This is a genomic window from Chromobacterium sphagni (genome assembly GCF_001855555.1).
In the GTDB taxonomy this organism is placed as follows: Bacteria; Pseudomonadota; Gammaproteobacteria; order Burkholderiales; family Chromobacteriaceae; genus Chromobacterium; species Chromobacterium sphagni.
The window spans coordinates 208,592-234,875 of sequence record NZ_MKCT01000001.1; the positions used below are offsets into that span (position 1 = coordinate 208,592).

26 protein-coding genes, 1 tRNA gene and 1 CRISPR repeat array are annotated in these 26,284 nt (G+C 62.5%); of the genes, 13 read left to right on the forward strand and 14 right to left on the reverse strand.

Annotated elements, in window-relative coordinates:
• Positions 1-45: 45 nt before the first annotated feature.
• A complete protein-coding gene (locus tag BI344_RS00940; protein ID WP_071111099.1) occupies positions 46-1,323 on the reverse strand; it encodes a replication factor C small subunit in 1,278 nt (425 codons plus the stop codon).
• A 119-nt stretch (positions 1,324-1,442) separates the two neighbouring features.
• Between BI344_RS00940 and BI344_RS00945 the strand changes: the two genes are divergently transcribed.
• The 3 genes from BI344_RS00945 to BI344_RS00955 all read left to right on the forward strand — a co-directional run bounded on the left by BI344_RS00945 (position 1,443) and on the right by BI344_RS00955 (position 3,339).
• A complete protein-coding gene (locus BI344_RS00945; protein ID WP_071111100.1) occupies positions 1,443-2,570 on the forward strand; it encodes a succinylglutamate desuccinylase/aspartoacylase family protein in 1,128 nt (375 codons plus the stop codon).
• 62 nt (positions 2,571-2,632) lie between these two features.
• On the forward strand, positions 2,633-3,097 hold the full coding sequence (locus BI344_RS00950; protein ID WP_241499222.1) for an inhibitor of vertebrate lysozyme family protein: 465 nt from the start codon (positions 2,633-2,635) through the stop codon (positions 3,095-3,097).
• Positions 3,098-3,099: 2 nt separating this feature from the next.
• Positions 3,100-3,339 (forward strand): putative hemolysin, encoded by a 240-nt coding sequence (locus tag BI344_RS00955; protein WP_071111101.1) that lies wholly within the window; start codon positions 3,100-3,102, stop codon positions 3,337-3,339.
• Positions 3,340-3,490: 151 nt separating this feature from the next.
• On the opposite strand, the gene BI344_RS00960 is transcribed toward BI344_RS00955, so the two are convergent.
• The 7 genes from BI344_RS00960 to rplU all read right to left on the reverse strand — a co-directional run bounded on the left by BI344_RS00960 (position 3,491) and on the right by rplU (position 8,965).
• Complete coding sequence (locus BI344_RS00960; RefSeq protein ID WP_071111102.1) at positions 3,491-4,258, reverse strand: ABC transporter ATP-binding protein; 768 nt, start codon at positions 4,256-4,258, stop codon at positions 3,491-3,493.
• Positions 4,259-4,280: 22 nt separating this feature from the next.
• Positions 4,281-4,994, reverse strand: coding sequence for an ABC transporter permease (locus BI344_RS00965; RefSeq protein WP_071111103.1), 714 nt, complete (start codon positions 4,992-4,994; stop codon positions 4,281-4,283).
• Positions 4,991-5,680 (reverse strand): ABC transporter permease, encoded by a 690-nt coding sequence (locus BI344_RS00970; RefSeq protein WP_071111104.1) that lies wholly within the window; start codon positions 5,678-5,680, stop codon positions 4,991-4,993. The genes BI344_RS00965 and BI344_RS00970 overlap by 4 nt, the downstream gene beginning before the upstream one ends.
• A gap of 136 nt (positions 5,681-5,816) precedes the next feature.
• Positions 5,817-6,596 carry an ABC transporter substrate-binding protein gene (locus tag BI344_RS00975; protein WP_071111105.1) on the reverse strand — a complete coding sequence of 260 codons (780 nt, stop codon included), beginning with the start codon at positions 6,594-6,596 and terminating at the stop codon, positions 5,817-5,819.
• Between the two features lie 478 nt (positions 6,597-7,074).
• Positions 7,075-8,238 (reverse strand): GTPase ObgE, encoded by a 1,164-nt coding sequence (obgE, locus tag BI344_RS00980; RefSeq protein WP_071111106.1) that lies wholly within the window; start codon positions 8,236-8,238, stop codon positions 7,075-7,077.
• A 127-nt stretch (positions 8,239-8,365) separates the two neighbouring features.
• Positions 8,366-8,641: a 50S ribosomal protein L27 gene (rpmA, locus tag BI344_RS22595; protein ID WP_021476841.1), complete on the reverse strand. Its 276-nt coding sequence runs from the start codon at positions 8,639-8,641 to the stop codon at positions 8,366-8,368.
• 12 nt (positions 8,642-8,653) lie between these two features.
• Entirely contained in the window at positions 8,654-8,965 is a 312-nt protein-coding gene (rplU, locus tag BI344_RS22600; protein ID WP_083338673.1) for a 50S ribosomal protein L21, read from the reverse strand.
• Between the two features lie 180 nt (positions 8,966-9,145).
• Between rplU and ispB the strand changes: the two genes are divergently transcribed.
• From ispB to BI344_RS01030, 10 genes are all read left to right on the forward strand, one after another.
• Positions 9,146-10,126 carry an octaprenyl diphosphate synthase gene (ispB, locus tag BI344_RS00990; RefSeq protein ID WP_071112014.1) on the forward strand — a complete coding sequence of 327 codons (981 nt, stop codon included), beginning with the start codon at positions 9,146-9,148 and terminating at the stop codon, positions 10,124-10,126.
• Positions 10,127-10,143: 17 nt separating this feature from the next.
• Positions 10,144-10,218, forward strand: a tRNA-Arg gene (locus tag BI344_RS00995).
• 504 nt (positions 10,219-10,722) lie between these two features.
• A complete protein-coding gene (locus tag BI344_RS01000) occupies positions 10,723-11,955 on the forward strand; it encodes a tyrosine-type recombinase/integrase (RefSeq protein ID WP_071111108.1) in 1,233 nt (410 codons plus the stop codon).
• A gap of 2 nt (positions 11,956-11,957) precedes the next feature.
• Positions 11,958-12,206: a hypothetical protein gene (locus BI344_RS01005; RefSeq protein ID WP_071111109.1), complete on the forward strand. Its 249-nt coding sequence runs from the start codon at positions 11,958-11,960 to the stop codon at positions 12,204-12,206.
• Positions 12,207-12,342: 136 nt separating this feature from the next.
• Positions 12,343-13,311, forward strand: a complete 969-nt coding sequence (locus BI344_RS01010; protein WP_139166841.1) for a hypothetical protein — start codon at positions 12,343-12,345, stop codon at positions 13,309-13,311.
• A gap of 97 nt (positions 13,312-13,408) precedes the next feature.
• Entirely contained in the window at positions 13,409-13,813 is a 405-nt protein-coding gene (locus BI344_RS01015) for a helix-turn-helix transcriptional regulator (RefSeq protein ID WP_241499223.1), read from the forward strand.
• Positions 13,813-14,034: a hypothetical protein gene (locus BI344_RS01020; RefSeq protein WP_139166842.1), complete on the forward strand. Its 222-nt coding sequence runs from the start codon at positions 13,813-13,815 to the stop codon at positions 14,032-14,034. The genes BI344_RS01015 and BI344_RS01020 overlap by 1 nt, the downstream gene beginning before the upstream one ends.
• 354 nt (positions 14,035-14,388) lie before the next feature.
• The gene (locus BI344_RS24260; protein ID WP_158021018.1) at positions 14,389-14,565 is read left to right on the forward strand and encodes a hypothetical protein; all 177 of its coding nucleotides are present in this window, start codon (positions 14,389-14,391) and stop codon (positions 14,563-14,565) included.
• Positions 14,566-14,670: 105 nt separating this feature from the next.
• Entirely contained in the window at positions 14,671-17,577 is a 2,907-nt protein-coding gene (locus tag BI344_RS01025) for a DUF927 domain-containing protein (RefSeq protein WP_071111113.1), read from the forward strand.
• 49 nt (positions 17,578-17,626) lie between these two features.
• The gene (locus tag BI344_RS01030; RefSeq protein ID WP_139166843.1) at positions 17,627-18,073 is read left to right on the forward strand and encodes a hypothetical protein; all 447 of its coding nucleotides are present in this window, start codon (positions 17,627-17,629) and stop codon (positions 18,071-18,073) included.
• Positions 18,074-18,160: 87 nt separating this feature from the next.
• A CRISPR array of direct repeats spans positions 18,161-20,769; the repeat unit is 32 nt; unit sequence GTTTCAATCCACGCGCCCGCGTGGGGCGCGAC.
• Positions 20,770-20,961: 192 nt separating this feature from the next.
• Here BI344_RS01030 and cas2 read toward each other — a convergent pair.
• From cas2 to cas5c, 6 genes are read right to left on the reverse strand one after another with little or no spacing between them, the layout of a single operon-like run.
• A complete protein-coding gene (gene cas2, locus BI344_RS01035; RefSeq protein ID WP_071111115.1) occupies positions 20,962-21,252 on the reverse strand; it encodes a CRISPR-associated endonuclease Cas2 in 291 nt (96 codons plus the stop codon).
• A gap of 13 nt (positions 21,253-21,265) precedes the next feature.
• Positions 21,266-22,306, reverse strand: a complete 1,041-nt coding sequence (gene cas1c, locus BI344_RS01040) for a type I-C CRISPR-associated endonuclease Cas1c (RefSeq protein ID WP_071111116.1) — start codon at positions 22,304-22,306, stop codon at positions 21,266-21,268.
• 1 nt (position 22,307) lies between these two features.
• The gene (cas4, locus tag BI344_RS01045) at positions 22,308-22,934 is read right to left on the reverse strand and encodes a CRISPR-associated protein Cas4 (protein WP_071111117.1); all 627 of its coding nucleotides are present in this window, start codon (positions 22,932-22,934) and stop codon (positions 22,308-22,310) included.
• A gap of 13 nt (positions 22,935-22,947) precedes the next feature.
• On the reverse strand, positions 22,948-23,817 hold the full coding sequence (gene cas7c, locus BI344_RS01050; protein WP_071111118.1) for a type I-C CRISPR-associated protein Cas7/Csd2: 870 nt from the start codon (positions 23,815-23,817) through the stop codon (positions 22,948-22,950).
• 10 nt (positions 23,818-23,827) lie between these two features.
• Entirely contained in the window at positions 23,828-25,603 is a 1,776-nt protein-coding gene (cas8c, locus tag BI344_RS01055) for a type I-C CRISPR-associated protein Cas8c/Csd1 (RefSeq protein WP_071111119.1), read from the reverse strand.
• Positions 25,600-26,268: a type I-C CRISPR-associated protein Cas5c gene (gene cas5c / locus BI344_RS01060; protein ID WP_071111120.1), complete on the reverse strand. Its 669-nt coding sequence runs from the start codon at positions 26,266-26,268 to the stop codon at positions 25,600-25,602. Before cas5c ends, cas8c begins: the two co-directional genes overlap by 4 nt.
• Positions 26,269-26,284: the final 16 nt, after the last annotated feature.

Here is a 26,284-nt window from a genome sequence, read left to right on the forward strand (position 1 = left end):
TTTATCTTGTGCGGGCGCACCGCTCGTTCGGCGCGGCCCCGGCCGTCACCGGTCCTGTTGCTGGCTGCCGTTCGCCACCAGCCGAGCGTCGGACAGCGTCGCCACTTCCGGGTGGTCGGGATGAATGACATCCTCGCCGCCATGCAGGCTGAACGGCAGCTTGGCCAGCGCGGCCACTATGCTCTGGTCGTTGCTGGTTTCCGGGTCGCCGATCAGCGACAGCAGCGACAGGCGGTAGGCGGTTTCGTTGTAGCTGTCAGCCAGCACCGCCGTTCCGATATGCGCGTCGGCGCGTCCGCTCATGCCCAGCTCCAGCAGCAGGTCGTACATCGCCTCCGCTTCCAGCAAGCGCTCCATTTCCGGCGCGTCGGACAGCGGCGCCGCCTCACCGCCGGGCAGGATGTGCTCGCCGGCCTTGGCGCGTTCGCGCGCCAGCAGTTCGAATTCGGCCACATCGGCCAATTCCGGCGTGGACAGGAAGGCGGGCTCGGGATTGATGGCCAGGCAGCCATCCAGCCTGTCGGCCAGCTGGCCCACCGCCAGGTGGCGCAGCCAGTCGGCGATGTCGGTAGAGGTGAGGCCGGAGCCGCCCAGATGCACGCGCTGCGAAGCCAGCTGCGCCAACCGGCGCTCAAAGGTGCCGGCCAGCGCCAGCATCCGGCTTTGCGCCAGCGCGATGGCCTGCGCCTGGTTCAGCACCAGCAGGCTGAGCGTATCGTCCTGGGTCAGGCCCTTCACCACCTCGGTGGACTTGGCCACCCAGCGCCACACCGCCTCCAGCCGGTGCTGGGCGGCGCGGATGCGGAATTCCGACTGCGACTCCAGCGCCTCCTCGAATTCCGCGTACAGCTCGTTCAGCCGCGCCAGCAGGTGCCTGAGCGCCTCGTCCGACACCTGGCCCACCGCTTGGCCGGCCGCCACCTGGCTGGCGAGATAGCCCAGTTCGACGTCGTCGCCGGAAAAATCGATGATGGTGGCCAGCGCCGCCAGCGCCACCCGCGCGCCCTCGGACAGCTGGTAGACGCCGCCGTCGCTGTCGTACACCAGCAACTCGCCTTCGCGCAGACGCCCCAGAATGGTGGCCAATTTGGTATCGTTAAGATAGGAGAAGCGCTGGGCGATTTCCTGCGGCGTCCACAGCGGCGCCTCGGCGCGGCCGCCCAGTTCGCGCAGCACCAGGAGGCGCATCAGCACTTCCTCGTCGCCGCCACGGAACAGCGTGACGAATACGGACAGATAAGACCAGGCCCCCTGCAGCCGCGATACCGCCTGCAGCGAGCCAGGCTCGATGCCGGGCTGGAAGAAATCGGACAATGAATCCAAACGCGCTCCACAAGCTGGGATGAATCAAAGCAGCGATTGTCCCGACCGTCTGCCGCTTAGTCAACGCGGCGGCGCGTTTTATCGAGCCGGCAAACATAACAATTTATAAAGGAGACGCCATGCAAACCCGCCATCATCCGCTGCTGTCGCCCAGTCTGGGCAGCCAGCGCAGCCTCGTCAGCTTTCACTTCGGTCAGCCCGGCCACGGCGAGAAGGTGCACATCCAGGCCAGCCTGCACGCCGACGAGCTGCCGGGCATGTTGGTGGCCTGGCACCTGAAACAGCGGCTGCTGCAGCTGGAAAGCGAAGGCGCCATCCTGGGAGAAATCGCCGTGCTGCCGGTCGCCAACCCGATAGGCCTGAACCAGAATCTGAGCAGCCGGCTGCAGGGCCGTTTCGAACTGATGAGCGGCCAGAACTTCAACCGCCACTACCTGGCCTTGGCCGAACCGGTGTCCGCCGCCGTATTCGGCAAGCTGGGCGGCGACGCCAAGGCCAATACCCGGCTGATCCGCGCCGCGATGAAGGCGGAGTTGGCGCGCTATCAGGCCCAGAGCGAGCTGCAATCGCTGCGCCACGCGCTGCACAGCCTGGCCTGCGACGCCGACATCATGCTGGACCTGCACTGCGACAGCCGCGCCGACATCCACCTGTACACCGGCACGCCGCTGTGGGAGCAGTGCGAGCCGTTGGCGCGCTATCTGGGCGTCTGCGCCAGCCTGCTGGCGGAAGACTCCGGCGACTACCCTTTCGACGAAGCCTGCAGCCAGCCGTGGTGGCAGCTGCGCGACCTGGCCGCCAAGGCCGGCCTGTCCGCTCCGATTGAGATGGCCTGCCTGGCCGTCACCATCGAATTGCGCGGCGAAAACGACGTCAACCACGAATACGCCGCCCGCGACGCCGACGGCATCATCCACTTCCTGCAGCACCGCGGCGTGATCGCCGGCGGCGCGCCGCGTCTGCCACCTCTGCGCCACCCCGCCACCCCGCTGGCCGGATCGGAAGACCTGCTGGCGCCGCACGCCGGCGTGGTGGTGTACCACGCCGAGCCGGGCAGCCAACTGGCCCCAGGCGACCTGGTGGCCGACGTGATCGACCCGCTGCGCGACATCTCCAGCCAGGTGCGCACCCAGCGCGGCGGCGTGCTGTACGCCACCAGCGACCGGCCCTACGCCACCGCGGGCCTCGGCATCGCCCGGGTGGCGGGCAGCACCGCCTTCAAGCAGGGCAAGCTGTTGACCGCCTGATGGAATTTTTGCCGGCGGCGGCCATCCAACCGCTTTTGATCCGCCGCCGCATGGCCGCCACCATGAAACTTCGATACCTCGCCCTATTGCCCATCCTGCTGTTTCCGCTGCTGTCCGCGCCGCCCGCCCGGGCCGGCGACACGGCAACCGCGGTATTCGCCGAACTGCCGGCCCAACCGGCCTACCACGCCGCCTGGCAAACCATGCTGGCCGGCGAAAAGAAGGTGCCGCGCTGGCTGAGCCAGGCGCGCGCCACCAGCGCGCCGTATCACCCGGTGCGAATAAAAGACAAGGATTACCTGGCCGGCGAGATGTGCAAACCGCACGACTGCAGCGCCAGCCGCTTCTACGGCATGTTCGGCGCCGACAAGCGCCAGGCCTGGGGGCTGCTGGTGACGGTGGCCGACGCCCCGGACGCGATGGAGCATCCGGCCCGCCACGCCCGCTACCGCTGGTTCGGCAAGCCGAGCGCCAAGCTCAAGGCCTATCTCAACGATCAGCTGAAAGCCGATCCCAACTGGAAATGAAAATGACGAAGATTCTGACCACCGCCGCGCTGGCGCTGGGCCTCGCCGCCTGCGCGCAAACCTCCCCCACCCCGCCGCGCCCGGTGGGCATGGCCAACCCGGCCTCGGTGTACTGCGTGCAGCAAGGCGGCAAGCTGATTCCGCAAAAAGACGCCAGCGGCGGCGAATACGCGCTGTGCCGGCTGCCGGACGGACGCGAGATTGAAGAGTGGGCCTATTTCCGCGAGAAGCATCCGGGCTGAAGCGCCGGCTCGCCGGAGAGCCCGGGATGGTCGCCGGACGACTTATCCACAGAAATCCGCAAATTCAAAAGTTACCCACAGCAACAGACAAAAACAAACCCGCCGGCTGACAGCTCCGGCGGGTTTCCTACCCCCTTGGGCAGGGATAGTTTTACTTTAGACTACCTGACAGAAAAGCCTTCAACCGTTCGCTCTTGGTGTTGCCGAACACCTCGTCCGGGTGGCCTTCCTCCTCCACCAGGCCCTTGTGCAGGAACATCACGTGGTTGGACACGTTGCGGGCGAAGCCCATCTCGTGCGTCACCACGATCATGGTGCGGCCTTCCTCGGCCAGCGCCTGCATCACCTTCAGCACTTCGCCCACCAGCTCCGGGTCCAGCGCCGAGGTCGGCTCGTCGAACAGCATCACTTCCGGCTCCATCGCCAGCGCGCGGGCGATGGCCACGCGCTGCTGCTGGCCGCCGGACAGGTGGGCCGGATACTTGGCCTGGGCGCGCTCGTCCAGGCCCACTTTTTCCAGGTATTTCTTGGCGCGGGCGACCGCTTCGTCGCGCGGCAGGCCCAGCACGTGCACCGGCGCCTCGATGACGTTTTCCAGCACAGTCATGTGGCCCCACAGATTGAAGTGCTGGAACACCATGGCGAGCTTGGTGCGCATGGTCTGCAGCTGCTTCTGGTCGGCCGGGATCAGTTCTCCGCGCTTGTCCTTGGACAGACGGATTTCCTCGCCGTTGAGCGCGATGCTGCCCTGATTCGGTTTTTCCAGGAAATTGATGCAGCGCAGGAAAGTGCTCTTGCCGGAGCCGGACGAGCCGATGATGCTGATCACGTCGCCGGCCTTGGCCTGCAGCGAGATGCCTTTCAGTACTTCGTGGTCGCCGTAGCGCTTGTGAATGTTGCTGATGTTCAGCTTGTCCATCTTAAAGATTCCCCAGTAATTCTCAGCTCTTGATCGGCCGCAAATAGGCGAGCCAGCGCGACTCCGCCTTGCGGAACAATCCGACCAGGATAAAGGTGATGCTCAGGTACAGCAGCGCGGCCAGGCCAAAGGCGTTGAAGGAATCGTAGGTGGCGGCGTTGGCGTCGCGCGCGACCTTCAAGATGTCCGGCACGGTGGCGGTAAAGGCCACGGTGGTGGCGTGCAGCATCAGGATCACTTCATTGCTGTAGGCCGGCAAAGCGCGGCGCAGCGCCGACGGGATGATGACCCGGCGGTACAAGGTGAAGGTGCTCATGCCGTAGGCGCGTCCCGCCTCGATCTCGCCGTAGGGCGTCGCCTTGATCGCGCCAGCGAAGATCTCGGTGGTGTAGGCGCAGGTATTGAGCGCAAACGCCAGGATGGTGCAGTTGTAGCCTTCGCGGAAGAAGTGGTTGAGGAAGCCGACCTCGCGCACCACCTCCAGGCTGTACATGCCGCTGTAGAAGAACAGCAGTTGCACGTACAGCGGCGTGCCGCGGAATACATAGGTGTACAGCCCCACGCCGCGCGCCAGCCATTTCACCTTGGACACCCGCGCCACCGCCAGCGGCACCGAAACCACGAAACCGAAGGCGATCGACAGCACCAACAGCCACATGGTAACAGCCAGACCGGACAGGTGGTAGCCGTCGCTCCACAGAAACGCGCGCCAGTATTGCTGGATGATGTCTATCATAGCTCCGCCTCCCTCACACCCATCGAATAGCGGCGTTCCAGCCTCACCAGCACGAAATTGGACAGCGTGGTCAGCAGCAGGTAGATGGCGCCCGCCACCAGGGTGAAGAAGAACACCTTGTAGGTGCTCTTGCCGGCGTCAACCGATGCCTTCACCACGTCGGCCAGGCCGATGATGGACACCAGGGCGGTGGCTTTGAGCATCACCTGCCAGTTATTGGAAATGCCGGGCAGCGCAAACCGCATCATCTGCGGAAACTGCACGCGGCTGAAAACCTGCCAGCTGCTCATGCCGTAGGCGATGCCGGCCTCGATCTGGCCCTTGGGCACCGACATGAAGGCGCCGCGCAGCGTCTCGGTGAAATAGGCGCCATAGATGAAACCCAGCGTGGCGATGCCGGAGACGAATGGATCCAGGTTGATCTGCTCGATCTGCAGCGCCTCGGTCAGCTTGTTCATGCCGATCTGCAGGCTGTAGAAGATCAGCAGCATCAGCACCAGATCGGGCACCCCGCGCACCAAAGTGGTGTAGAGGGTGGAAATCCCGCCCAGCACGGGATTGCTGGACAATTTGGCGCCTGCGCCAAGCAGGCCGATGACGAAAGCCAGGAGCAGCGACAGCACCGACAGCTCCAGCGTCACCAGGGTCCCTTGCCAGATAATGGGACCGAATCCGTCCAGAAACATGATGTTCCCCCTTCGAGCGGCCCGTCCCTGCGGCTTATCTTGCCGGATGGCGACGGGTCCTCCAGATTAATACGCCCCGGCGGACCGGGGCGCATCGCAACAGCAGACAAGCGGCGCGCCGCCCGTCCGTCAGCACTTAGTTGCCGTATACGTCGAAAGAGAAGTACTTCTTCTCGATCTTCTTGTAGGTGCCGTCTTTGAGCATGCCGGCGATGGCCTTGTCGATGGCGGCCTTCAGGTCGGCATCTTCCTTGCGCAGGCCGATGCCGGCGCCTTCGCCCAGAGTTTGCGCGTCGACCAGATCCTTGCCGGCGAACGCGAAGCCCTTGCCTTCCGGCTTCTTCAGGAAGCCCATGTCAGCCTGCACCGCGTCCTGCAGCGATGCGTCCAGACGGCCCGCGGTCAGGTCGGCCAGCACCAGGGTTTGGTTCTGATAAGGAACCACTTCCACGCCGGCCGGCGCCCAGTGCTTCTTGGCGTAGGCTTCCTGGATGGTGCCCTGCTCCACGCCCACGCGCTTGCCTTTCAGCGAAGCCGGAGTCGGCATCAGGCCGGAACCCACCTTGGCAACCATGCGGGTCGGGGTGTTGAACAGCTTGGCGGAGAAGGCGATTTCCTTCATCCGGGCTTCGGTCATCGACATCGACGACAGCACGCCGTCAAACTTCTTGGCCTTCAACGCCGGGATCATGCCGTCGAAATCGTTTTCCACCCAGACGCACTTGGCCTTCATCCGGTGACAGATCTCGGTGCCCAGATCGATGTCGAAACCGACGATCTGGCCATTGGCGGCCTTGGATTCAAACGGCGCGTAGCTGGCGTCCACCCCGAAACGCACTTCTTTCCAGTCTTTGGCGTAAGCCCCCATCGATGCGGCCAGCAAACCTACGGCCAGCGCAGCAAGTGCCTTCTTCATGTGATTCTCCTCATCAAAGCAAACATCTTTGTTGGTCTGTCCAGCTTTTCGCCGGACTTTGTCTCCCAGGCAAACCGCGCCCGGACCGGAACAGCAAACTGCAACTGACGCCACATCGGTGGCCAGCCCCTGCTCCTCCAGAGGATGGCCGCACCATGTTATATAGTTAGAGCAATTTGTCTAGCAAGCCCGATTTTCCGGAAATGCCATATTCATTACTGAAGCATATGGCGCTTCACTTAGCAGAATTCATGCCATCTCTAAGGAAAACCGGCTGCCGCCGTGGTGTTTGTCTGAGGACAAAATACAACATCCAATCGACTTGAGAAGTAACGACACGTGAAGAGATCGGTGTACAGCAAAGCGACAAAAATTGGCAAAAATCGGTCAAACTCCTGCATTTTGCCCAAATTGAATAAAAAAGCGGGTCAGATATGCCTCTGACCCGCTTTACTACCACACAAACATGAACCTTCCGTTACGCTTGGTCGCCTTCCGTTGCCGATGACGGCGCTTCCGGCGCGATCACGGTCTGGCGCGCGGCCGCAGCCTGCTCCCTTTCAGCCTCGGCCTGCTTACGGGCAGCCGCGCGCACCACGTCCAGATAGGCCATGATGGCGAAAGTCAGCTCGCGGGTGCCTTCGTGGTTCAGCGCGGAGATGGTGAACACGCGCGGCGCCTTGATGTCGAAGCCCAAGCTGTCGTCCGGCTTTTCGGTGGGCCAGCCGTAAGCGTTGAGGAAGGCCGACACCGTCAGCTCGCGCTCATCCAGCGGCAACATGTCCACTTTGTTGAGCACCAGCCAGCGCGGCTTGTCATGCAGCTCCTCATCGTACTTCTTCAGCTCTTCTACAATGGCGCGCGCCTCGCGCACCGGATCGACATCCGGGTCGAACGGGGCGATGTCCACCACGTGCAGCAGCAGGCCGGTGCGCTGCAGGTGCTTGAGGAAGCGGTGGCCGAGACCGGCGCCTTCCGCTGCGCCTTCGATCAGGCCCGGAATGTCGGCGATCACGAAGCTGCGGGTATCGTCCATCCGCACCACGCCCAGATTGGGGTGCAACGTAGTGAACGGATAGTCGGCCACCTTGGGGCGCGCGGCGGACACCGAGCGGATGAAGGTGGACTTGCCGGCGTTGGGCATGCCCAGCAAGCCGACGTCGGCCAATACCTTCAGCTCCAGCTTGAAGGTGCGCTGCTCGCCCTGCTCGCCAGGCGTGCATTGACGCGGCGAACGGTTGGTTGACGACTTGAAATGGATGTTGCCCAGGCCGCCCTTGCCGCCCTTGGCGATCATGACGCGCTGGCCGTGGTGGGTGAGGTCGGCCACCAGCTCGCCGGTGTCGTGGTCGGTAATCACCGTGCCCACCGGCATTTTCAGTTCGATGTCGTCGCCGCCCTTGCCGTAGCAATCGGCGCCGCGGCCGCGCTCGCCGTGTTCGGCCAGGTATTTTTTGACGAAACGGAATTCAACCAGGGTGTTGACGTTCTCGTCGGCCACCGCGAACACGCTGCCGCCCTTGCCGCCGTCGCCGCCGTCCGGGCCGCCAAACGGAATGTATTTTTCACGGCGGAAGCTGGCCACGCCATTGCCGCCGCGTCCGGCCATCACTTCAATCCGGGCTTCATCGATAAACTTCATGTTTACAACCTCTGTTCAGCGAGGAGTCAGGGGTCAGGACTGGACAGCGCCAACCCTCACGCCTTGCCCCTCGGTATGAAAAAAGCCCTATCGCAGGATAGGGCTTTCTTGGATGCTAGAAAGCGAATTATTCGCCGTCTACACCGGTGTACGGAATCACGTTAACGGTCTTGCGCTGTTGCGCGCCCTTAACGGTGAATTCAACGTAGCCATCAACCTTGGCGAACAGGGTGTGATCCTTGCCCTGACCAACGTTTTCACCGGCATGGAAGCGGGTGCCGCGCTGACGCACGATGATGGAACCAGCCGGAATCAGTTCGCTACCGTAAACCTTAACGCCCAGGCGTTTGGCTTCGGAGTCACGACCGTTGCGGGAGCTACCGCCTGCTTTTTTGTGTGCCATGACTGTTTATCCTTACTTCGAAATCGCGTCGATGCGGATTTCGGTGAAGTTTTGACGATGACCCTGGTGTTTCTGGTAGTGCTTACGACGACGCATCTTGAAAATGCGGATCTTGTCGCCACGACCGTGGGAAACAACGGTAGCCTTAACAGTGGCGCCAACAATCATCGGCGCGCCTACAACAACCTGTTCACCGTCAGCAATCATCAGCACTTCTTCAAGTACGATCTGGCTGTCGACGTCTGCAGGTATCTGTTCTACTTTGAGTTTTTCACCAACGACAACCTTGTACTGCTTGCCGCCGGTTTTTATGACCGCATACATTCGCATGAGCTCCTGATTTGAAAATCCCCACGCCTGTTGCGCAGGGAACGCGAGAATATACGTGCCCCAACTCAAGTTGTCAATGATTTCATCAACTTAAGGCTGCAACCACAGTGGCATGGCGGGCTGCGGGCCTTTTCTGGTAAGATTCTGCACTTTGGCGTAACCATCGCAACGATACTGGTTGAAAACGTGTCCACCCCGCCTTTCCGTACCCTGATAGCCGACGACATGCAGACGGTTGACCGCGTCATCCGCGCCCGCCTGCACTCCGACGTGGTCCTGATCCGCCAGGTGGCGGAATACATCATCTCCGCCGGAGGCAAGCGCCTGCGTCCGGCGTTGACCCTATTATCCGGCCGCGCGCTGGGCTACCAGGGGGAATACCTGTTTGAACTGGCGGCGATGATAGAGTTCATCCACACCGCCACCCTGCTGCACGACGACGTGGTGGACGAATCCGACCTGCGCCGCGGCCGCAAGACCGCCAACGCGCTGTTCGGCAACGCCGCAAGCGTGCTGGTGGGCGACTTCCTCTACACCCGCGCCTTCCAAATGATGGTCACCACCCGCAACATGACAATCCTGGAAGTGATGGCCGAAGCCACCAACATCATCGCCGAAGGCGAGGTGCTGCAGCTCCTGAACATCGGCAACACCGACGTCAGCGAAGACGAATACCTGAAGGTGATCCAGTACAAGACCGCCAAACTGTTCGAGGCCGCCGCCCGCGTGGGCGCGCTGATCGCGGACGCCACGCCGGAACAGGTGCAAGCAATGGCCGACTACGGCATGTACCTAGGCACCGCCTTCCAGATCATCGACGACGTACTGGACTACAGCGGCGACGCCGAAACCATAGGCAAGAGCCTGGGCGACGACCTGGCCGAAGGCAAACCCACGCTGCCCCTCATCTATACGATGCGCCACGGCAGTCCGGAAGCATCGACCACCGTGCGCGGCGCGCTGGAAAATGCCAGCCGCGACGGTTTCCAGGATGTGCTCGCTGCGGTACAATCCTGCGGCGCGCTGGACTACGCCAAGAACGAAGCCGCCAAAATGGCCGGCAAGGCCATCGCGGCCTTGCAAACCATCCCCGATACGGAAACCCGCCAGGCTCTGATAGAGTTGGCCCGCCTGTCGGTGGACCGCAGCGCCTGACCACAGTTTTTTGAAGTGTCTCCGTAGTTAAATGGATATAACGGCCCCCTCCTAAGGGGCAGTTACAGGTTCGATTCCTGTCGGGGGCACCACCAGCACTTCCAAAACAGTCCAAGAAAATCCAGAAACCCGCACAGCACAAGGCTTTGCGGGTTTTTCTTTGGTCCAGAGTCGTCCAGCAGCATCCAGCAACATCTACACTTCTTGTGTATAGATTCGTGCATACATCCCAAACCCCCGATAAAATCTATACACATCGTCCCTAGCACCTTTTGCAATCCATACTCTGGTTGGAAAAATGTATGACTGCCAACAACCAGATGTAGGCCCTGGAGCCTTGAGAGCCACACCATCAAGACCGTAGCGGCCACCCCGCAGAAGTCGCATGGTGACGGTGGTGACGTAGTGACATCTTTGATTTGCAAAGGCTTCCCGTCCCCATCGGCTGGTGACGACTGCACACAGTCACTAGTGACGGACAAGCCACACCTTCGCCCAGCGCCTGATAGCAAAAGCTTCAGGCCCCAAAAATAAGCGCTGAGCGGGCTCACCACGCCCGACTAACGGCGCAAATCTATACACGGGAATCTATACACATGGCGCTAACCGACATTTCCATCCGGCAAGCCAAGCCACAAGAGAAGACCTATCACCTGCCTGACGGGAGCAGCCTGTTCCTGGAAGTCACCCCATCCGGCGGCAAGCTGTGGCGCTACCGCTTCCGCTTCAACGGCAAAGCCGCCGTTCTTGCCCTGGGCAAATACCCAGATGTCGGCCTGGCCGAGGCACGCAACAAAGCAGGCGAAGCGCGTAAGCAACTGTCCGAGGGCATCAACCCGGCGGCACAACGCAAATCGGATAAGCTTGCCGCCAAACTGTCAGCAGCCAACACCTTCCGGGCGATTGCCGAGGAGTGGCACGCCAAAGAACGCCATGAATGGAGTGAGCAGCACGCCGAACGAGTCATGACCTCGTTGGAATTGCACATCTTCCCCTTCATTGGCTCCAGCCCCATCAAGGACATCAAGCCGCTTGAACTGCTGGAAGTTCTGCGCCGTGTTGAAAAAGCGGGAAACCTGGACACCTGCAAACGCCTGCGCCAGCGTTGCTCGTCCATCTTCAGGCTCGCCATTCTGACCGGCCGCTGCGACAGCGATCCCGCCGCCCCGCTGGTGGGCGCACTGAAGACACCGCAGGCAGAACACCGCAAAGCCCTCAACCGCGATGAGCTGCCGGAATTTCTGCATGCGCTAAAGGAAATGGATTCCAATCGTCAAACCAAGCTGATGATGGAACTGATGCTCCACACGTTCACGCGCGTTGGAGAAATGAGCATGGCCAGATGGGAAGAAATCGACTTCGGCTCCAAGCTGTGGACCATTCCGCCGGAACACCGCAAGCTGACAGATATATCCAAGAAATCCGCCGCGCCCCACCTTGTGCCCCTTTCCGACCACGCGCTTGCCATCCTGCGCGAGCTGCAAGCCATCAGCGGCGGACGGGAACACATCTTCCCCAACCGCAACAGCCCGAACCGGCCAATGTCGCCGGAAACGCTGCGGCGGGCGCTGCATCGCATGGGCTTCAAGGGCAAAGCCGATGTCCACGGCTTCCGCTCCACCGCATCCACCATCCTGAATGAGGAAGGCTTCAATCCTGACGCCATAGAACGCCAGCTGGCCCACGTCGAAAGAAACCGGGTCCGCGCCGCCTACAACCGCGCCGAGTACATGGAGGAGCGCCGCCGCATGATGCAATGGTGGTCAAGCTACATTGCCCAGCAGCAAGGCGACAATGTCGTGCCGGTTAACTTTCAACGGGCGGGCTAAGCATGACTACTTGGGACTATCGTGTAATCGAGTTCGAAACGGCAGCTCCGGGAGAGGCTGAGCCTCATCGTTGGCGCGCCATCCACGAAGTTTTCTACAACGACGCAGGGCAGACCGTCGCATATGGCGAAAACCCAGCCATCGTGCTTTGGGAGGTGGCGGAAGGTAACAACAGCCCCAGCAGCACCCTGGAACGGATGCAGATGGCTCTATCCAAGCCCGCCCTGAGAGCTAAAGAGTTTTACAAGTAGATGGCTACTCGAACACCGCAACGGTCGATGTAAAATTAACATATAAACCACGCCCAGCCCGATGAGGCAAAACAGGACACATTCACCTGTTTGGCGTGGTTTTGCCATTTGAAGGGCCACGCCGGAAGGCATGATGATGAAAAGCAAACTGGATAAGAGCACCTTGCCGGGCGGTGATCCGAACTCGCCACAAGCGCAGCACAAAAAAAGTAGCAGCCGACAAGCCGATATCAATAGCCATAACACAGCCGATCAGGAGCGCCCTCTCGTCGCCCACCCAGAAGCAGATGATTCCGCATTGGAAGAGCTTCTAGCATTCATTGCATCTCGACCAGATACAGACGACTACGATATACCAGACATGCGAATCCCGGAGGAGATCTCCGCATGCCTGCCCGAGTCTGAGGAAGAAGCGACAGAACTCTTGGAACAACTAGAAGAGTGGAATGCTGGCTCTGCGTCCTTTCCCGTTGGGGAAGCCAGATTTTTGAAATGGATGAATAGTCCCTTGCCAAGCTTGGCCAGAGGTATCCAGCAAGCCTTACTGGAGATGCAACCACCACTGCTAAGTAGCAATCTTCGTAATTACGACATGATTAGCGATTTACTCGACAATCCAGAAAATCTTACTGTCTTACAGGAAGATGCGCTTATCACCTTGCGTGTGCTGTTGATAATGCAACGCCGACGAGCCAGCAAGGGAGAGCTAGATCGCAACAAGATGCGCATTCTGGACATGCTGTCACGCCTGCGCCGAGAGCTGCCCATTTGGCAGAAGCAGGGTCGCTTGCACCGGGTTCATAAAGCACAAACAGAAGCAGGCAAGCGCAGCTCTAAATACGCTTGGGCGTACCCGAAATGGAGAGGCCTCGCACTGGAGATGTGGGAAGGTGGAGCAGGCTTCGAGTCTGTGATTTCCGAGATTCAAAGACGACATCATATATCCTCTGCCAATAGCTTTGGCCGCTCTACCCTGAGCAACAGCAAACCCAACGAGAAGCCAAGCAGAAATACGATTCGAAGCTTTTTGGACCAACTACATGCAGAGACAGGTTTGGGCCAGAAGAGCACACGCGGAAGAAAACCAAGAGCCAAAATCCAATAATTTAATTTCCAAAAGGCTCTATTTGGAAATTTAACCTCCCCTAACATTCGCCTTGCTGTACCGCATTGGACAGCATGAATCCTTCAAGGAACTGCGAATGCAATCTCACAAAACCCATCTGCCCCGCCCGGAAGCCGCCGTATACCTGGGCGTCTCCATCTTCACCATGAACCAGTGGGCCAGCGAGGGCAAAGGCCCGCGCTCGATCCGCGTAGGCCGACAATGCGTCTACCAACGGGGCGAGCTGGACGCCTTCAAAGCCAGCCGGGAGCCTGCCCAGCAGGCTACCCCGGCCCCGATCACTTCCAGCACCGATTGCCTGATCCGCCTGCCGGAAGTAATGCGCAAAACCGGCATGTCCCGCAGCTGGATTTACGCGCAGATGAAGGCAGATATGTTCCCGATAGCTATCAGCCTGGGCGCGCGCGCCGTCGCATGGAAACAGTCTTCCATTGACGACTGGATTGCCAGCCGCGAAGCCGCTGCACAGGAGGTGGCATGATGCGTCGCCAACACGCTGCTTTCCGCTCCCCCATCATTCGCGCCACGAGCGGCGATGCCCGACGCACCTCCCAGCCCCATCGAGCAAGCCACTTCCTCGGCGAAGCCCTTGGCCCGGTGATCAAGCAACTGCGAGCAGAGGGCAACGATAAGCGCATGGAACAGCTACGCGCGGCGCTAGCGGGACACGGCTGCCCGATGGCCCAGCCGGTGGAGAAGTGAGGATGGGACGAACAAGCAAAATAGCCCCACGTGCGGGAACACGCGAGGCCGTTAAATTCGGGTCTTTTATCGAATTGCGCCAGCACTTTCCCCCTGCCCAGCTGGATGCACCGCGACGCGCGGCTAAGCGCCAAAACTACCAGCAAAACGCCCGCGCCTTCGGCAGCAGCGCGCAGCCTTGCGCCGCTTGCGGCCAATGGCGACAAGGCTCGCAAACAATGGCCCTGCCCCTGTTTGGCCAGGTGTTCCATGCATCGGTTTGCCCGATTTGCTATGAGAGCGTGCGCAGCAGAGGCCCATACCGGGCCAGCGTGGCGCACGGCATCGCCCAACGACAACACCATGAGGCTTGCCATGCGTAAACCCTTGCCATCCGCCCAGCGGGTGGACCGGCTGCGCTACCACCCGCGCGTGATTACCTTGGTGTTGATCCTGACTTGCATCCCCGCCTGCGAGCGAGTGAATACCGCCCCGGCCATGTATCACGCCTCAATGGCCGCTAAAGCGCCAAGCCTGCCGCACACCTCCTAAGGAACACCAAATGAATCGCTCTATCCCCCTCCCCCACAACGGGCGGGAGGCCACCGGCTTGCCGTTTTTCTCGCACTCACTCACCCAATATGCCAAGGAAACCGCATGAAGTTGCTGCCATTTGAACCGGTCAAAGCCGCCGCCCTGGCCGCCCTGCCCCGCGTGCTGGATTGGGCCGGGGTGCACTGGAAACAGGTGCATCACGAAATCCAGATGATCAACCCGACTCGCAGCAATGACGATGGCTATGGCTCGTTCTCGATCAATGCCCATAGCGGCGTGTGGGCGGACTTTGCCAGCGGCGACAAGGGCGGCGACGTGATTGCCCTGGTGGCTTACCTGAAGTCCTACGGCCAAGGCGAAGCCTGCAAGGACTTGGCCCGTTTGCTGGGCATCGTGAACGGCGAAGCGTCTGCCGCTGTCGCGCCTATGCCGCTGCCGGCGGCGGCTCCCACCACTGAAGCGGTGTTGCCGATTCCGGCCGCGCTGATGGGCAAGATGCCGCGCAGCAAGCCGCATCATCCCGGCAAGCCGGTGCAATTCTGGCGCTACAACAACGCCGCCGGGCAACCCCTGGTATTCGTGGTGCGTCTGGAGCCGGGCCAGAATGGCCGCAGCAAGGACTATTTCCCGCTCTCCGTCTGGAAAGACGCGGACAGCGGCAAGACCGCCTGGCGCTGGAAGAACCTGAACGCGCCGCGCCCGCTGTATGGCCTGGAGCGCTTAGCCGCGCGGCCTGACGCGCCAGTCGTGATCTGCGAGGGCGAGAAGGCTGCCGACGCCGCCGGCCAGTTGCTGCCCGAGCATGTGGCGGTGTGCTGGATGAACGGCGCGGAGGCGGTGGCCAAGGCTGACTTCGGCCCGCTGGCCGGACGCGATTGCCTGATCTGGCCCGACCACGACCAGCCCGGCCGCGAGGCCGCCCAAGCGGTGGCGCGCGCCTTGGCCAAGTTCGGCGCGGCCCGCGTGCGGCAGGTCCAGCTGGATGGCTTGAGCCAGTACGCGCCCGGCAGCCGGGACGGCCAACCGACATTGCGGGAGGGCGGCAACTGGCAAGACGGCGACGACGCCGCCGACGCGCTGGCCGCTGGCTGGACGGCGGACCATCTCGCGCTGCTGCAGGCGCAAGGCATGTGGATAGCGGGCGAGCCGCAGCCGGCGGCGACCGCGCCGCAGGTACAGACCCAACCGGTCAAGGCCGCCAAGGCGGCGCAAGCCGCCCAGCCATCACAAGGCGGCGGCATCGGCAGCCCGTTCAAGCTGGCGGAGGCCGGCGTGTTCTTCCAGACAGAGGACATGGACGCGCCGCTATGGGTGTGCAGCCGGCTGGATATTCTGGCCCGCACCCGCGACAAGCACGCCGGCAGCTGGGGCTTGCTGGTGCGTTTCGCCGATCCCGACCACAACCAGAAGGAATGGAACATCCCCTCGGAAATGCTGGCTTCCAGCGAAGGCGCGGAGGTGATCAAGGGCTTGCTGTCGCGTGGCCTGCTGCTGGGCGCGGGCCCGAAGGCGCGGCAACGACTGCTGGAGTATCTGGGCCGCTATGAGGGCGGCGAGCGCGCCACCATCGTGCCGCGCCTGGGCTGGCATCAGGACGCCTTCCTGTTGCCGGATACCCAGTTGGGCCCCAGCGCGGAACGTCTGGTGTTCGAGGCGGCGCAGAAACAGCGCGAGGCGATGCAATGCGCCGGCACCCTGGCCGACTGGCAACAGCAGCTGGCGCGCTATTGCGTTGGCAATAGCCGGCTGGCCTTCTCGGTGTCCACCGCCTTCGCCGGCCCGCTGCTGGGGGTGATGGGCAGCGAGTCGGGCGGCTTCCACTTCTACGGTGACAGTTCGCAAGGCAAGACCACGCTATTGCAGGCCGCCGCCAGCGTGTTTGGCGGGCCCGGCTATCTGCAGACCTGGCGCGCCACCGACAACAGCCTTGAGGCCATCGCCTCGGCTTACTCGGATTGCCTGCTGCCCTTGGACGAGATCCACCAGTGCGACCCGCGCATCATCGGCGAGGCGGTCTACATGCTGGGCAACGGGCGCGGCAAGAGCCGGGCCAACGACAAGGGTGGCAGCCGCGGGGCGGTGGCGGAATGGCGCTTGATGTTCCTGTCCTCCGGCGAGAAGACGCTGGCCGCCCACCTGGCCGAAGCCAAGAAGGACATGAAGGCCGGCATGGAGATTCGGATGCTGGCGGTGCAGGCCGACGCCGGCCAGGGCTTTGGCCTGTTCGACACCCTGCACGACAAAGCCAGCGGCCAGGCGTTGTCCGACCACATCAAGGCGGCGGTGGCGCAGCAGCACGGCAGCGCCGCCCGCGCCTTCATTGAGCGTTTGGTTGCAGAAAAGGAAGACTTGCCGGCGCTGATCCGCCAGCAACTGGCGCGCTTCGACAGCGAAGCCTTGCCCAGCGCCGCCCATGGCCAGGCGCACCGAGCCGCCGCCCGCTTCGCCCTGGTGGCGATAGCCGGCGAGCTGGCCAGCGCCTGGGGCGTGACCGGCTGGCCCAAAGGCACCGCCTGGCAGGCGGCGATGACCTGCTTTGGCGATTGGCTGAAGGCGCGGGGCACCAGCGGCAACCGCGAGGACGAAGCGCTGTTGGCCAAGGTGCGCTTGTTCTTCGAACAGCACGGCGAAGCCCGCTTCACCCGGCTGTCCAACGAAAGCATTCTTCACGAGCACGACGGCCACGCCCCCGACCCGGACGACCACGCGCCCAAGACCATCAGCCGTTGCGGCTACCGCCTGAAGGACAAGGTGTCCGGCCTGATCAAGTATTACGTGCTGCCGGAAAGCTTCCGCGCCGAAGTGTGCGCCGGGATGGACGTGAACCGGGTGTGCAAGCTGTTGACCGCGCAAGGCGCGCTGGAAGTGACCAAGGGAGCCGGCAACATGCTGCAAGTCCGCACTACGCCGGAGGCGAAGTACAGCAAGAGCGGACGAGCCAAGGTGTATTGCATTACCTCCGCCCTGTTTGGCGATGGCCCGGCGCAGGAGGATAGCGATGGCGCATGAGCTGGCGACGTGGTTTGACGAACTGCCCACAGCGGCGAGCCCAACCGACATGGCAACCCGCCGCCAGGCGGACAACGCCGCGCCCGATCCACTGGCCCTGCCCTGGTGTCGGGACGACGGCCCCGAGCTGGCCGGCGCGGACCTGCACCCCGACGAGCGCTTGCCGCTGCTGTGCCGGGGCTGCGCGGCCCTGCGAGAAGGACAATGCCGACAGCTGGCAACGATTCCCACACATGAGCAAACCGCCCGCTGCGATGCCTTCCAGCCCCTGCCTGGCGTCACAATGGGGCATTGTTGGCTGTGGCGGCTGACCTTGAAGGATGGCCGGCTGGTTTGGTGGAGCAACCTGCCGCCGGCCAATCAAGCCACCGTATTGCGCCGGGCGCGCCTGCGCTATGGCGTGGCTTTGGCAACGGTACGGCCGCAGCCTGGTTGGCAAGAGTTACCTGCCGTCAATCCTCGCCCCCATATGGGCTGTAACCCCACTTGCGGCTAGTGGTGCACTCGGAAGTCCTTTACTTCAACTCACGAGCCCAAGTGGGGGACGACTCGCTCCGGACTCTGTAGCTGCCAACACCACCACGTTTCAATCCACGCGCCCGCGTGGGGCGCGACGTCGCTTGCGGTCATTACCCTATTCACAACGCAGGGTTTCAATCCACGCGCCCGCGTGGGGCACGACTACATGGCATCGCCGATGGTCAGCTCTTTCATGCGTTTCAATCCACGCGCCCGCGTGGGGCGCGACGATCCAGTTCTGCGCGGCGGCATTGATGCAGAGGTTTCAATCCACGCGCCCGCGTGGGGCGCGACACGCCCGGATTGTTGAAATCGGCCAGCGCATAAATAGTTTCAATCCACGCGCCCGCGTGGGGCGCGACTGTTGAGCCTGATCCTGCGCGGATTTTGCACAGAGTTTCAATCCACGCGCCCGCGTGGGGCGCGACTGGATCGTGCTGAAATGCCCACGCGCCGCAATTGTGTTTCAATCCACGCGCCCGCGTGGGGCGCGACGTCCGAGTCGATACCGTAAACGGTGCCGCACAGCGTTTCAATCCACGCGCCCGCGTGGGGCGCGACGCAATGACTGTCCCGTTTACCACCGTGTATAAATCGTTTCAATCCACGCGCCCGCGTGGGGCGCGACCATATCTTCGAAGACGAAACCGAATCGCGCGTCGGTTTCAATCCACGCGCCCGCGTGGGGCGCGACTGCAAACCCTGACCCAACTGGCGGACGCCGTAGAGTTTCAATCCACGCGCCCGCGTGGGGCGCGACTCGGCAGCAGTCTGGTGGCACTCCACGCGCAATGGGTTTCAATCCACGCGCCCGCGTGGGGCGCGACATTAAATGGGGCTGCGGACGGTCCAGCTTCGGCGTTTCAATCCACGCGCCCGCGTGGGGCGCGACATGCTCGCAAACGGAATCCGGTGTCAGCCTCAATGTTTCAATCCACGCGCCCGCGTGGGGCGCGACCGTCTGCGCGTTGATACCATAACCAAGCGAACTGTTTCAATCCACGCGCCCGCGTGGGGCGCGACGTGCCGGCCGCAGCGCCCGTCGTGGCCGCAGTGGTTTCAATCCACGCGCCCGCGTGGGGCGCGACGTCAATTCGGGTGCCAGCGTGCTGGTCGGGTGGGGTTTCAATCCACGCGCCCGCGTGGGGCGCGACGCCTGGGGGCTATCCGAAAGGTGCAGTGCCCATGTTTCAATCCACGCGCCCGCGTGGGGCGCGACGACCCGACCCTGGTGATCAAGGACGAAAACCCGCAGTTTCAATCCACGCGCCCGCGTGGGGCGCGACAAGTTGTAGGCGCTGCGGAACTCATGGCCAAGCTGTTTCAATCCACGCGCCCGCGTGGGGCGCGACTTCCCGTCGCGTTACAGGAAACGCTTGAGGCAGCGTTTCAATCCACGCGCCCGCGTGGGGCGCGACCTGGTATCGTTTGTCAAAAAACGCCAGGGCGGTGTTTCAATCCACGCGCCCGCGTGGGGCGCGACGGACGAGGTCAAGAGCGCGGCCCAGAAAGAGCAAGTTTCAATCCACGCGCCCGCGTGGGGCGCGACGTCCAGCTTCGAAAAAGCGGACGACAGGGAGTCAAGTTTCAATCCACGCGCCCGCGTGGGGCGCGACGGTCAAAACGGCGTGATGCTGCCGAGTGTCGATTTGTTTCAATCCACGCGCCCGCGTGGGGCGCGACGAATTACCGTACACGTATGCGGATACCCCGGACGTGTTTCAATCCACGCGCCCGCGTGGGGCGCGACCTGTCCATCAAATTTTGGCCGCGGTAACGGTGCCGGTTTCAATCCACGCGCCCGCGTGGGGCGCGACCCGGCCGAAACACGCACATAACCGCCGGCCGCAGTTTCAATCCACGCGCCCGCGTGGGGCGCGACTCACCATTTCGTCGACTGAGGATTTTACACATGGTTTCAATCCACGCGCCCGCGTGGGGCGCGACGCTGGCTGCATCCCAAATTGTCGATGTTATGCCGTTTCAATCCACGCGCCCGCGTGGGGCGCGACCCAAGTGGTTTTGACATTCAGCACTTTGTCACCGTTTCAATCCACGCGCCCGCGTGGGGCGCGACTCCCCTGCATGGGCAACGCGCACTGCAGCCGAGGTTTCAATCCACGCGCCCGCGTGGGGCGCGACCTGTTCCCCAGGGGCGGCCCACGCGAGTGTAGAGTTTCAATCCACGCGCCCGCGTGGGGCGCGACCACTTCGGGTATTCCCGGTACTCGTATGGCGCGGTGTTTCAATCCACGCGCCCGCGTGGGGCGCGACGGCATGCTTCCTGGTCGAACTCTCCAGTCGATACAGTTTCAATCCACGCGCCCGCGTGGGGCGCGACTGCCGGCATGCGCATGACACAGCAGCAATGCGTGGTTTCAATCCACGCGCCCGCGTGGGGCGCGACGGAAGTCGAATATTGATCAAAGAGAGGTGGCATAGTTTCAATCCACGCGCCCGCGTGGGGCGCGACGACAGGGCATTTCCTGCTGGTTGCCGAACGCCGCTGTTTCAATCCACGCGCCCGCGTGGGGCGCGACAGCTTGCAAAGGTTGTTGTGGGTGAGTTCCATGGTGTTTCAATCCACGCGCCCGCGTGGGGCGCGACTCCCGCCTGCAATTACGATCGAGCCACCCAAGAAGTTTCAATCCACGCGCCCGCGTGGGGCGCGACTGGGTCACTACAAACATATGAAAACAAATGTATTTTCATCCAGAAAACGCGAACCAGCTACAAAATAGCCGGTCTCGCCGTTTGCGCGCCATCGCGGCGGGCCGGATAGGCTGGCCAATCCACAGTCTGCAACTGGCGCGAACCTCCCAGGGAATGGGCAGTCACTTGGGGTTCGCACAGCGAGTCTCCGGCTTACAGCACCAAAGGCCCCTGTAGATCTAGCACCGGTTTAGCACCGATGTGCTCAACTTTCTGTTTCCAATTGCTGCCCAGATAATAGAAACGCAGGCTGTCCTGCCGCGCATCTATCAGCGAGCACAACTTGTCCCGCAGCAGCACCCATTGCGCAGGCTCTACCTCTATTTCAAACACCGAATATTGCGCGCGCTGGCCGTAATTTCTGCAGACACGTGCCACCTTACGCAAACGGGCGGCGCCATCCTTGTCCTGGGTGCGGACGTCGTAGCTGACCAGCACCATCATCTTGCCATCCCTCCTATTTCCACAAGAACGGCGGATAAGCGTCGAGATCGCCACGCAAGTGCCGCGCCAGCAATTGCGCCTGGATCGCAGGGAACAAACCCAGTTCGGCCTTTTCATCCAGGTAAGCATGTAGCAGGCTGTCGCGCTTGCGTTCCTGGTACGCCACCAGCACCGTCTTACGTGCCTCGTCACTCAGCAGCACACCACCGTTTTCCTGCGCACGAAAGTCCTTTGCGTTCAATTGGCGACGATTGAACAGCGACAGGGCCAACCGGTCGGCCAGCACCGGCCGGAACTCTTCCACCAGATCTAGCGCCAAGCTGGGACGGCCAGGACGGTCGCGATGCAGAAAGCCTACCGCCGGGTCTAGGCCTACGCTTTCCAGCGCCGAGCGACAGTCATGGGTGAGCAGGGTGTACAAGAAGGATAATACGGCGTTGACCGGGTCACGCGGCGGCCTGCGGCTGCGCCCGGCAAAGCTCACCTCCGGGTCCTCCACCCGCAACAGATGAGGAAATACGGCGAAATAGTTCTGGGCGGCTTCGCCCTCCACTCCGCGCAGCTCGTCCAGATCGACGCCATGCCATAACTTGTCCGCCAACCTGCCCAGACGCTTGCGCGCCTGTTCTAGTTCGCCGCGCGCCGCCGCGTCCAAGCCGGCGCCATGGTCGCGCAAACCGCGTGACAATACCGCACGCTGGTTGTAGAGCTTGCCCAGCAGCAGATGGCGCGCCAGCGAGAGACAAGCCGGCTCGTCGTCGCTAGTGCGGTACTGCGCCCGACGCAGCAGCACATTGCCAGATACCGGCCCTTCCACCCGGGCCAGGAAACGACCGTTCGGGCTCAGATAGCTGATGGTAATGCCCCTCTCGGCGCAAAAACCCATCAACGGCGGTGAAACCAACACCCGGCCAAAACAGACCAGCCCTTCCAGCATGTGCACAGGCAGGCGCGCCCGCTCGCTGCCCTCCACCTCCATGACCAGGTTCTCGCCATCCTTGCGCAACCAAGCGCCTTCGGTGGTGACATAGACGGTGTTGAGCTGACGTCGCATATCAGGTGTCCCATTGTTGTCGAAGCCAAGCATTGACGCTCTCTTGACGCCCAAGCAGGCGCGGCTGGCACAACTCCAGCAGAGAGCAGGCGTCGCAGCGGCGCGATTCGTAGCTCGCGTGCGGCGTTTGCCGCTTGTCAAATAGCGCCCGAGTGGCGGAGATGGTGTCAAGCGTCAGCCCGCGCAGCACCTCGTCAAAACGGACCACCCTCCGTCTACGCGTCTTTCCGTAATACAAGGCGCCCTCGTCAATCGGCCGGCCCAGCATGTGTTCCAGGCACAGCGCCTGGGCGCATAGCTGCACCTCGTCGGCGCGGTGGCCCTTGGGCCGCCCGCGCTTGTATTCCACCGGATAGGCCTGTTCGCCCTGCTGCGTGGCGTGGAATTCAACGATGTCCGCCACACCCGCGATACCCAGCGCGGGAGCAGCCAACGCCATAGCGCTGACCACACGGACGCCGCGCCGGGTTTCCATGCCTGGCTGGTCGGCCCGCTCGTGCATGATCCTGCCCTCCGCCGTCTGCTCGTTCTCTGCCCACAACTGCTCCAGGTGGATCAGCGCGCACTGCCTGGGGCAGTACAGATAGTGCTGCAGTGCGGAGAGCGGAATCAGTTCGTCGTCTTCCATCGCATCTCCCGGCTTACAGCAGCTCTTGCACCTCCACTCCGGCCGGAATGGCGGCACGGTCCACCGCGACTCGGTAATCGGCGAAGCCGCGCGCCGGACTATCCGTTTCTCCATCCGTCCGGCTAACCCGCACCGCGTCGAACAGCTTGTGCGCTGGCGCGTTGCCCATCGCCGATTCGTGCCGGAACACGATCAGCTTGCGCGCCGCCATCTCGCCGCGCGCGGCGGAGCGGTCATGTTCGAACATATTGATCAGGCCACGCCACAGCAGCTGCAGGTCGCCCTCGCCAAAGCCGGAGCGCTCGGCCAGCTTGGCGGAGATGAAGCCATGGGCGCGGTAAAGGCCGTAGGGAACGATGTGCTTGCGACCCATGGTCCGTTCTTTTTCCAGGTCTTTCTCATTGGTAACGGCCATCCGTGTGATTGACACCTCCAGCGGCACTACCGGCTCGATGGATGTTGCAAAGGTCAGCTGTATCGGGCCGCGCACCTGTCCGGCGTTGACTTCTGTCGTCATCACCGCGCCAAAGGCGCGCACATCGAAAAAGTTCTTGCACATCCAGGCGGTCAGCTCGCGCGCTTTGGCCTCGTCCTTGGGCAGCTTCTTGGACTCGGGCTCGATGCTCAGCGCCTCGTAAGCGCGCTTGTGCTGGTTATTGAGCACCGATTTTTCCTGCATATAAAGTGCGAAACCTGGTTCGCCGTCTTTCTCCAGAGCCACGTAGTTGCGCAGCTTGCGCTTCAGGCACACGTCAGTGACCAGTCCCTGGTTGGTTTCCGGGTCCAGCCGTGGCAGGTTGCCGGCGTCGGGGTCGCCGTTCGGGTTACCGTTGCTGACGTCGAACAGATAAACAAACTCGTAGCGGTTGGCGATAGCGGTCATATGGTTATCCTCACTCTTCGGTGGTGTCGCTGGCAGCCACGTCGCCGCCCTTGCTGGAGAAATGGCTGTGGGCCTGGTGGTAATAGCCGATGGCGAACTGCCCTTGCGCACTCATGCCCAGATTGCGCGGAAAGGAGCGATCCAGACCCCCAATGATGTCGCCCAGGCTTTTTTCCAGCACCGTGGCCAGGCCCGGCTTGTCCTTTCGCACACGGCTCAGATGATGTTGCACGTTGCGCAGCAGCAGCGGGAACACACTGGCCGGCGTGGCGGAGGCCGCACCGTAGTAGCGGTCGCGGATAGTAGCGTTGATATCCCTGCCTAGCGCGCTGCGCTGGATGTTTTCCAGCTCGGCGAATAGGCGGCCCAGCAGATAGCCGGGATCTCGATTGGCGGTGTCCAGACTCACGGGTAGCTCCAGGTTGATGCAGGAAACGCCCAGGCGCTGATCGCGCCCAAGCACGGCTTTGCACAAGGCGACACGCGTTCCGGACAAATCGCCGTCGGCGCGCATGCGCATGATCACGTTGGAAAGCAGGCTGCGCGGGTAGCGCCGGCCGGTCAGTATGGCCCGGGCCAGTTCGCCGGCCAGTTGCGGCGGCACGTTCTCGGGCTTGCCCTGAGCGGCCACAGCGTACAGTAGCCGCCACACGCCGGGCGCGTGCCGCCATGGCGAGGGCGCCAGCTCCAGATCACGGTAGTGCCAAGCCAGCCTAGCCGCAAAGGTTTCCAAGCGGCCGGTCTCCCAAAAGCGGATGGACAGGCGCGAGGCATTGGGCGCCAGCCCTAATACGAACAAGCGGGTGTCGGCCGCCAGTGGTATACCCAGATCCGCAAGAGGACGGCCATCGGCAATTTCCTTCAGCGTCGCCATTGCGCGCTGGGTCTCCGAGGTGTCGTCGGCAGGCGGGTCCAGCCAGTCGGCAAAGACGGATTCGGCAGCGGCAGCGGCCTCCGGAGTGGCCGCCTGCGCCCAGAACACCACAGAGGCGTCGCCGATTTGCAGCCGCTGCCGGTTGCTGGCCTCCCGGCGCAACAGGTGGTTGAGCACGGCCGTGTAGGCAAAGGCCGCGAACTCGGAAACCGGGGCATTCTCACCCTGGCTTTTGCCATAGGACGAGAACGACTCCAGATTGAAGGACACGATGGATGCACCCGAACTTTGCGCGCCGTTGACACCCTTGATGGCTGGATGCAGCCGGGCCAGCGGCGCACTCCCCCCACTCACCAGGCACATGCCGGGCGCTCCGCCCCCTTCCGCCAGCATGCGCGCTCTCAGCAACTGCGCGGCGGCGCTCTCATGCACGTACTCGCGCCGGCCATCCAGGCGAAACACCACATTGGCGTCGCGCAGGCTTTCTTGCAGATCCAAAGGAAAGGCATCGAACTGTTCCGGCCGCCAGTCTTGCAGAAAGCGCCGCACCGCTCGTAGGCCCTCGTCCTCGCTATCCGCCAGCCATCGAGAATGCAACGCCTTGAAAGCTGCATGTTCATCAGCCACCCGGCCGCCGGCCTTGGCGCTGACGCCCAAGACATAGCTGGTCTTATCCCATAGGAAGTTGGAACGGATGCCGACCGTGCGCTTTTCCGGCTGCGGCACATTCAACAACCGCCCCTCATGGCGCTTGCCATTGGCCACGCGCAGGTCACGCGGCACATCCACCAACCTGCCTTCTTCATCCAGCAGCAAGGCGTAACTGATTTTCTCGCTGCTGTAGCCAAAACGCGGCACCTGATCCAGGGCGGACAATCGCTGGTAATAATCAAGCAGGGAGGACAATATCATGTGCGCGCCTCCCGCCAAGGCGGTACCGCAATCCAGCCGTCTCGCATCTCGGCGCGGAAGAAACGGGGCGTCATGCGGTCAGCAAAGTCGATATCGTGCAGCATCCAACCCAGGTCGCGCACGCCGGCCAGACTCGCGTCTGGTTGCGGCGCATCTGCGTCGTCGTCTATCAACTCCACGCTGGCGGCAAACTCCCGCGTGCCCAGACAAGGCGCGTGGAAATGCTGCCCCTTGCGGGCACGGCGCTTGAAGGTGTCCAAGTGTTTGCCGACGTTGTCGTCCGGCCCGGCCTGCTCAGTCAGCTCGAAATGCGCCTCTATCACATAGCCCACATTGCGCAGCACAGTGGCGGCGCGTTGCTGGCGGTCTTCGTCCACCAACATCACCAAGCCATCGGTGCGGCCCGTCTTCATCGCCTTGGCCACGCTGGCAGCGGACAGCTTGCCGCCCACCTCGTTGCGGCGGATGGACTCGAAACGCACCGGCTTGAGCACGCCGATGCGGTCCACCACCCAGCGTATGGCGGGCTTCCAGTGGATGGCTTCGAGTATGCCCCGCGCGGCAGACGGCGTGATCACGTCGTAGGACACGCGTTCGACTTTCATTTCCGGCCGGGTGAAACAGGCACGCTCACCCCAGACATGTATGCGGATTCCGTAACTCATCGTTCTCCTCGCCTTG

What these genes read in the sequence shown, in the direction of transcription:
- BI344_RS01000 (WP_071111108.1), top strand. Translation starts at nt 10,723, where the DNA reads ATGGCGCTAACCGACATTTCCATCCGGCAAGCCAAGCCACAAGAGAAG.
- BI344_RS01005 (WP_071111109.1), top strand. Translation starts at nt 11,958, where the DNA reads ATGACTACTTGGGACTATCGTGTAATCGAGTTCGAAACGGCAGCTCCG.
- BI344_RS00965 (WP_071111103.1), bottom strand. Translation starts at nt 4,994, where the DNA reads ATGATAGACATCATCCAGCAATACTGGCGCGCGTTTCTGTGGAGCGAC.
- rplU (WP_083338673.1), bottom strand. Translation starts at nt 8,965, where the DNA reads ATGTATGCGGTCATAAAAACCGGCGGCAAGCAGTACAAGGTTGTCGTT.
- cas5c (WP_071111120.1), bottom strand. Translation starts at nt 26,268, where the DNA reads ATGAGTTACGGAATCCGCATACATGTCTGGGGTGAGCGTGCCTGTTTC.
- obgE (WP_071111106.1), bottom strand. Translation starts at nt 8,238, where the DNA reads ATGAAGTTTATCGATGAAGCCCGGATTGAAGTGATGGCCGGACGCGGC.
- BI344_RS00955 (WP_071111101.1), top strand. Translation starts at nt 3,100, where the DNA reads ATGACGAAGATTCTGACCACCGCCGCGCTGGCGCTGGGCCTCGCCGCC.
- cas8c (WP_071111119.1), bottom strand. Translation starts at nt 25,603, where the DNA reads ATGATATTGTCCTCCCTGCTTGATTATTACCAGCGATTGTCCGCCCTG.
- BI344_RS01025 (WP_071111113.1), top strand. Translation starts at nt 14,671, where the DNA reads ATGAAGTTGCTGCCATTTGAACCGGTCAAAGCCGCCGCCCTGGCCGCC.
- BI344_RS00975 (WP_071111105.1), bottom strand. Translation starts at nt 6,596, where the DNA reads ATGAAGAAGGCACTTGCTGCGCTGGCCGTAGGTTTGCTGGCCGCATCG.
- BI344_RS01030 (WP_139166843.1), top strand. Translation starts at nt 17,627, where the DNA reads ATGGCAACCCGCCGCCAGGCGGACAACGCCGCGCCCGATCCACTGGCC.
- BI344_RS00970 (WP_071111104.1), bottom strand. Translation starts at nt 5,680, where the DNA reads ATGTTTCTGGACGGATTCGGTCCCATTATCTGGCAAGGGACCCTGGTG.
- rpmA (WP_021476841.1), bottom strand. Translation starts at nt 8,641, where the DNA reads ATGGCACACAAAAAAGCAGGCGGTAGCTCCCGCAACGGTCGTGACTCC.
- BI344_RS00945 (WP_071111100.1), top strand. Translation starts at nt 1,443, where the DNA reads ATGCAAACCCGCCATCATCCGCTGCTGTCGCCCAGTCTGGGCAGCCAG.
- cas1c (WP_071111116.1), bottom strand. Translation starts at nt 22,306, where the DNA reads ATGCGACGTCAGCTCAACACCGTCTATGTCACCACCGAAGGCGCTTGG.
- BI344_RS24260 (WP_158021018.1), top strand. Translation starts at nt 14,389, where the DNA reads ATGCGTAAACCCTTGCCATCCGCCCAGCGGGTGGACCGGCTGCGCTAC.
- BI344_RS01020 (WP_139166842.1), top strand. Translation starts at nt 13,813, where the DNA reads ATGCGTCGCCAACACGCTGCTTTCCGCTCCCCCATCATTCGCGCCACG.
- BI344_RS01010 (WP_139166841.1), top strand. Translation starts at nt 12,343, where the DNA reads ATGAAAAGCAAACTGGATAAGAGCACCTTGCCGGGCGGTGATCCGAAC.
- BI344_RS00960 (WP_071111102.1), bottom strand. Translation starts at nt 4,258, where the DNA reads ATGGACAAGCTGAACATCAGCAACATTCACAAGCGCTACGGCGACCAC.
- BI344_RS00950 (WP_241499222.1), top strand. Translation starts at nt 2,633, where the DNA reads ATGAAACTTCGATACCTCGCCCTATTGCCCATCCTGCTGTTTCCGCTG.
- cas4 (WP_071111117.1), bottom strand. Translation starts at nt 22,934, where the DNA reads ATGGAAGACGACGAACTGATTCCGCTCTCCGCACTGCAGCACTATCTG.
- cas2 (WP_071111115.1), bottom strand. Translation starts at nt 21,252, where the DNA reads ATGATGGTGCTGGTCAGCTACGACGTCCGCACCCAGGACAAGGATGGC.
- cas7c (WP_071111118.1), bottom strand. Translation starts at nt 23,817, where the DNA reads ATGACCGCTATCGCCAACCGCTACGAGTTTGTTTATCTGTTCGACGTC.
- BI344_RS01015 (WP_241499223.1), top strand. Translation starts at nt 13,409, where the DNA reads ATGCAATCTCACAAAACCCATCTGCCCCGCCCGGAAGCCGCCGTATAC.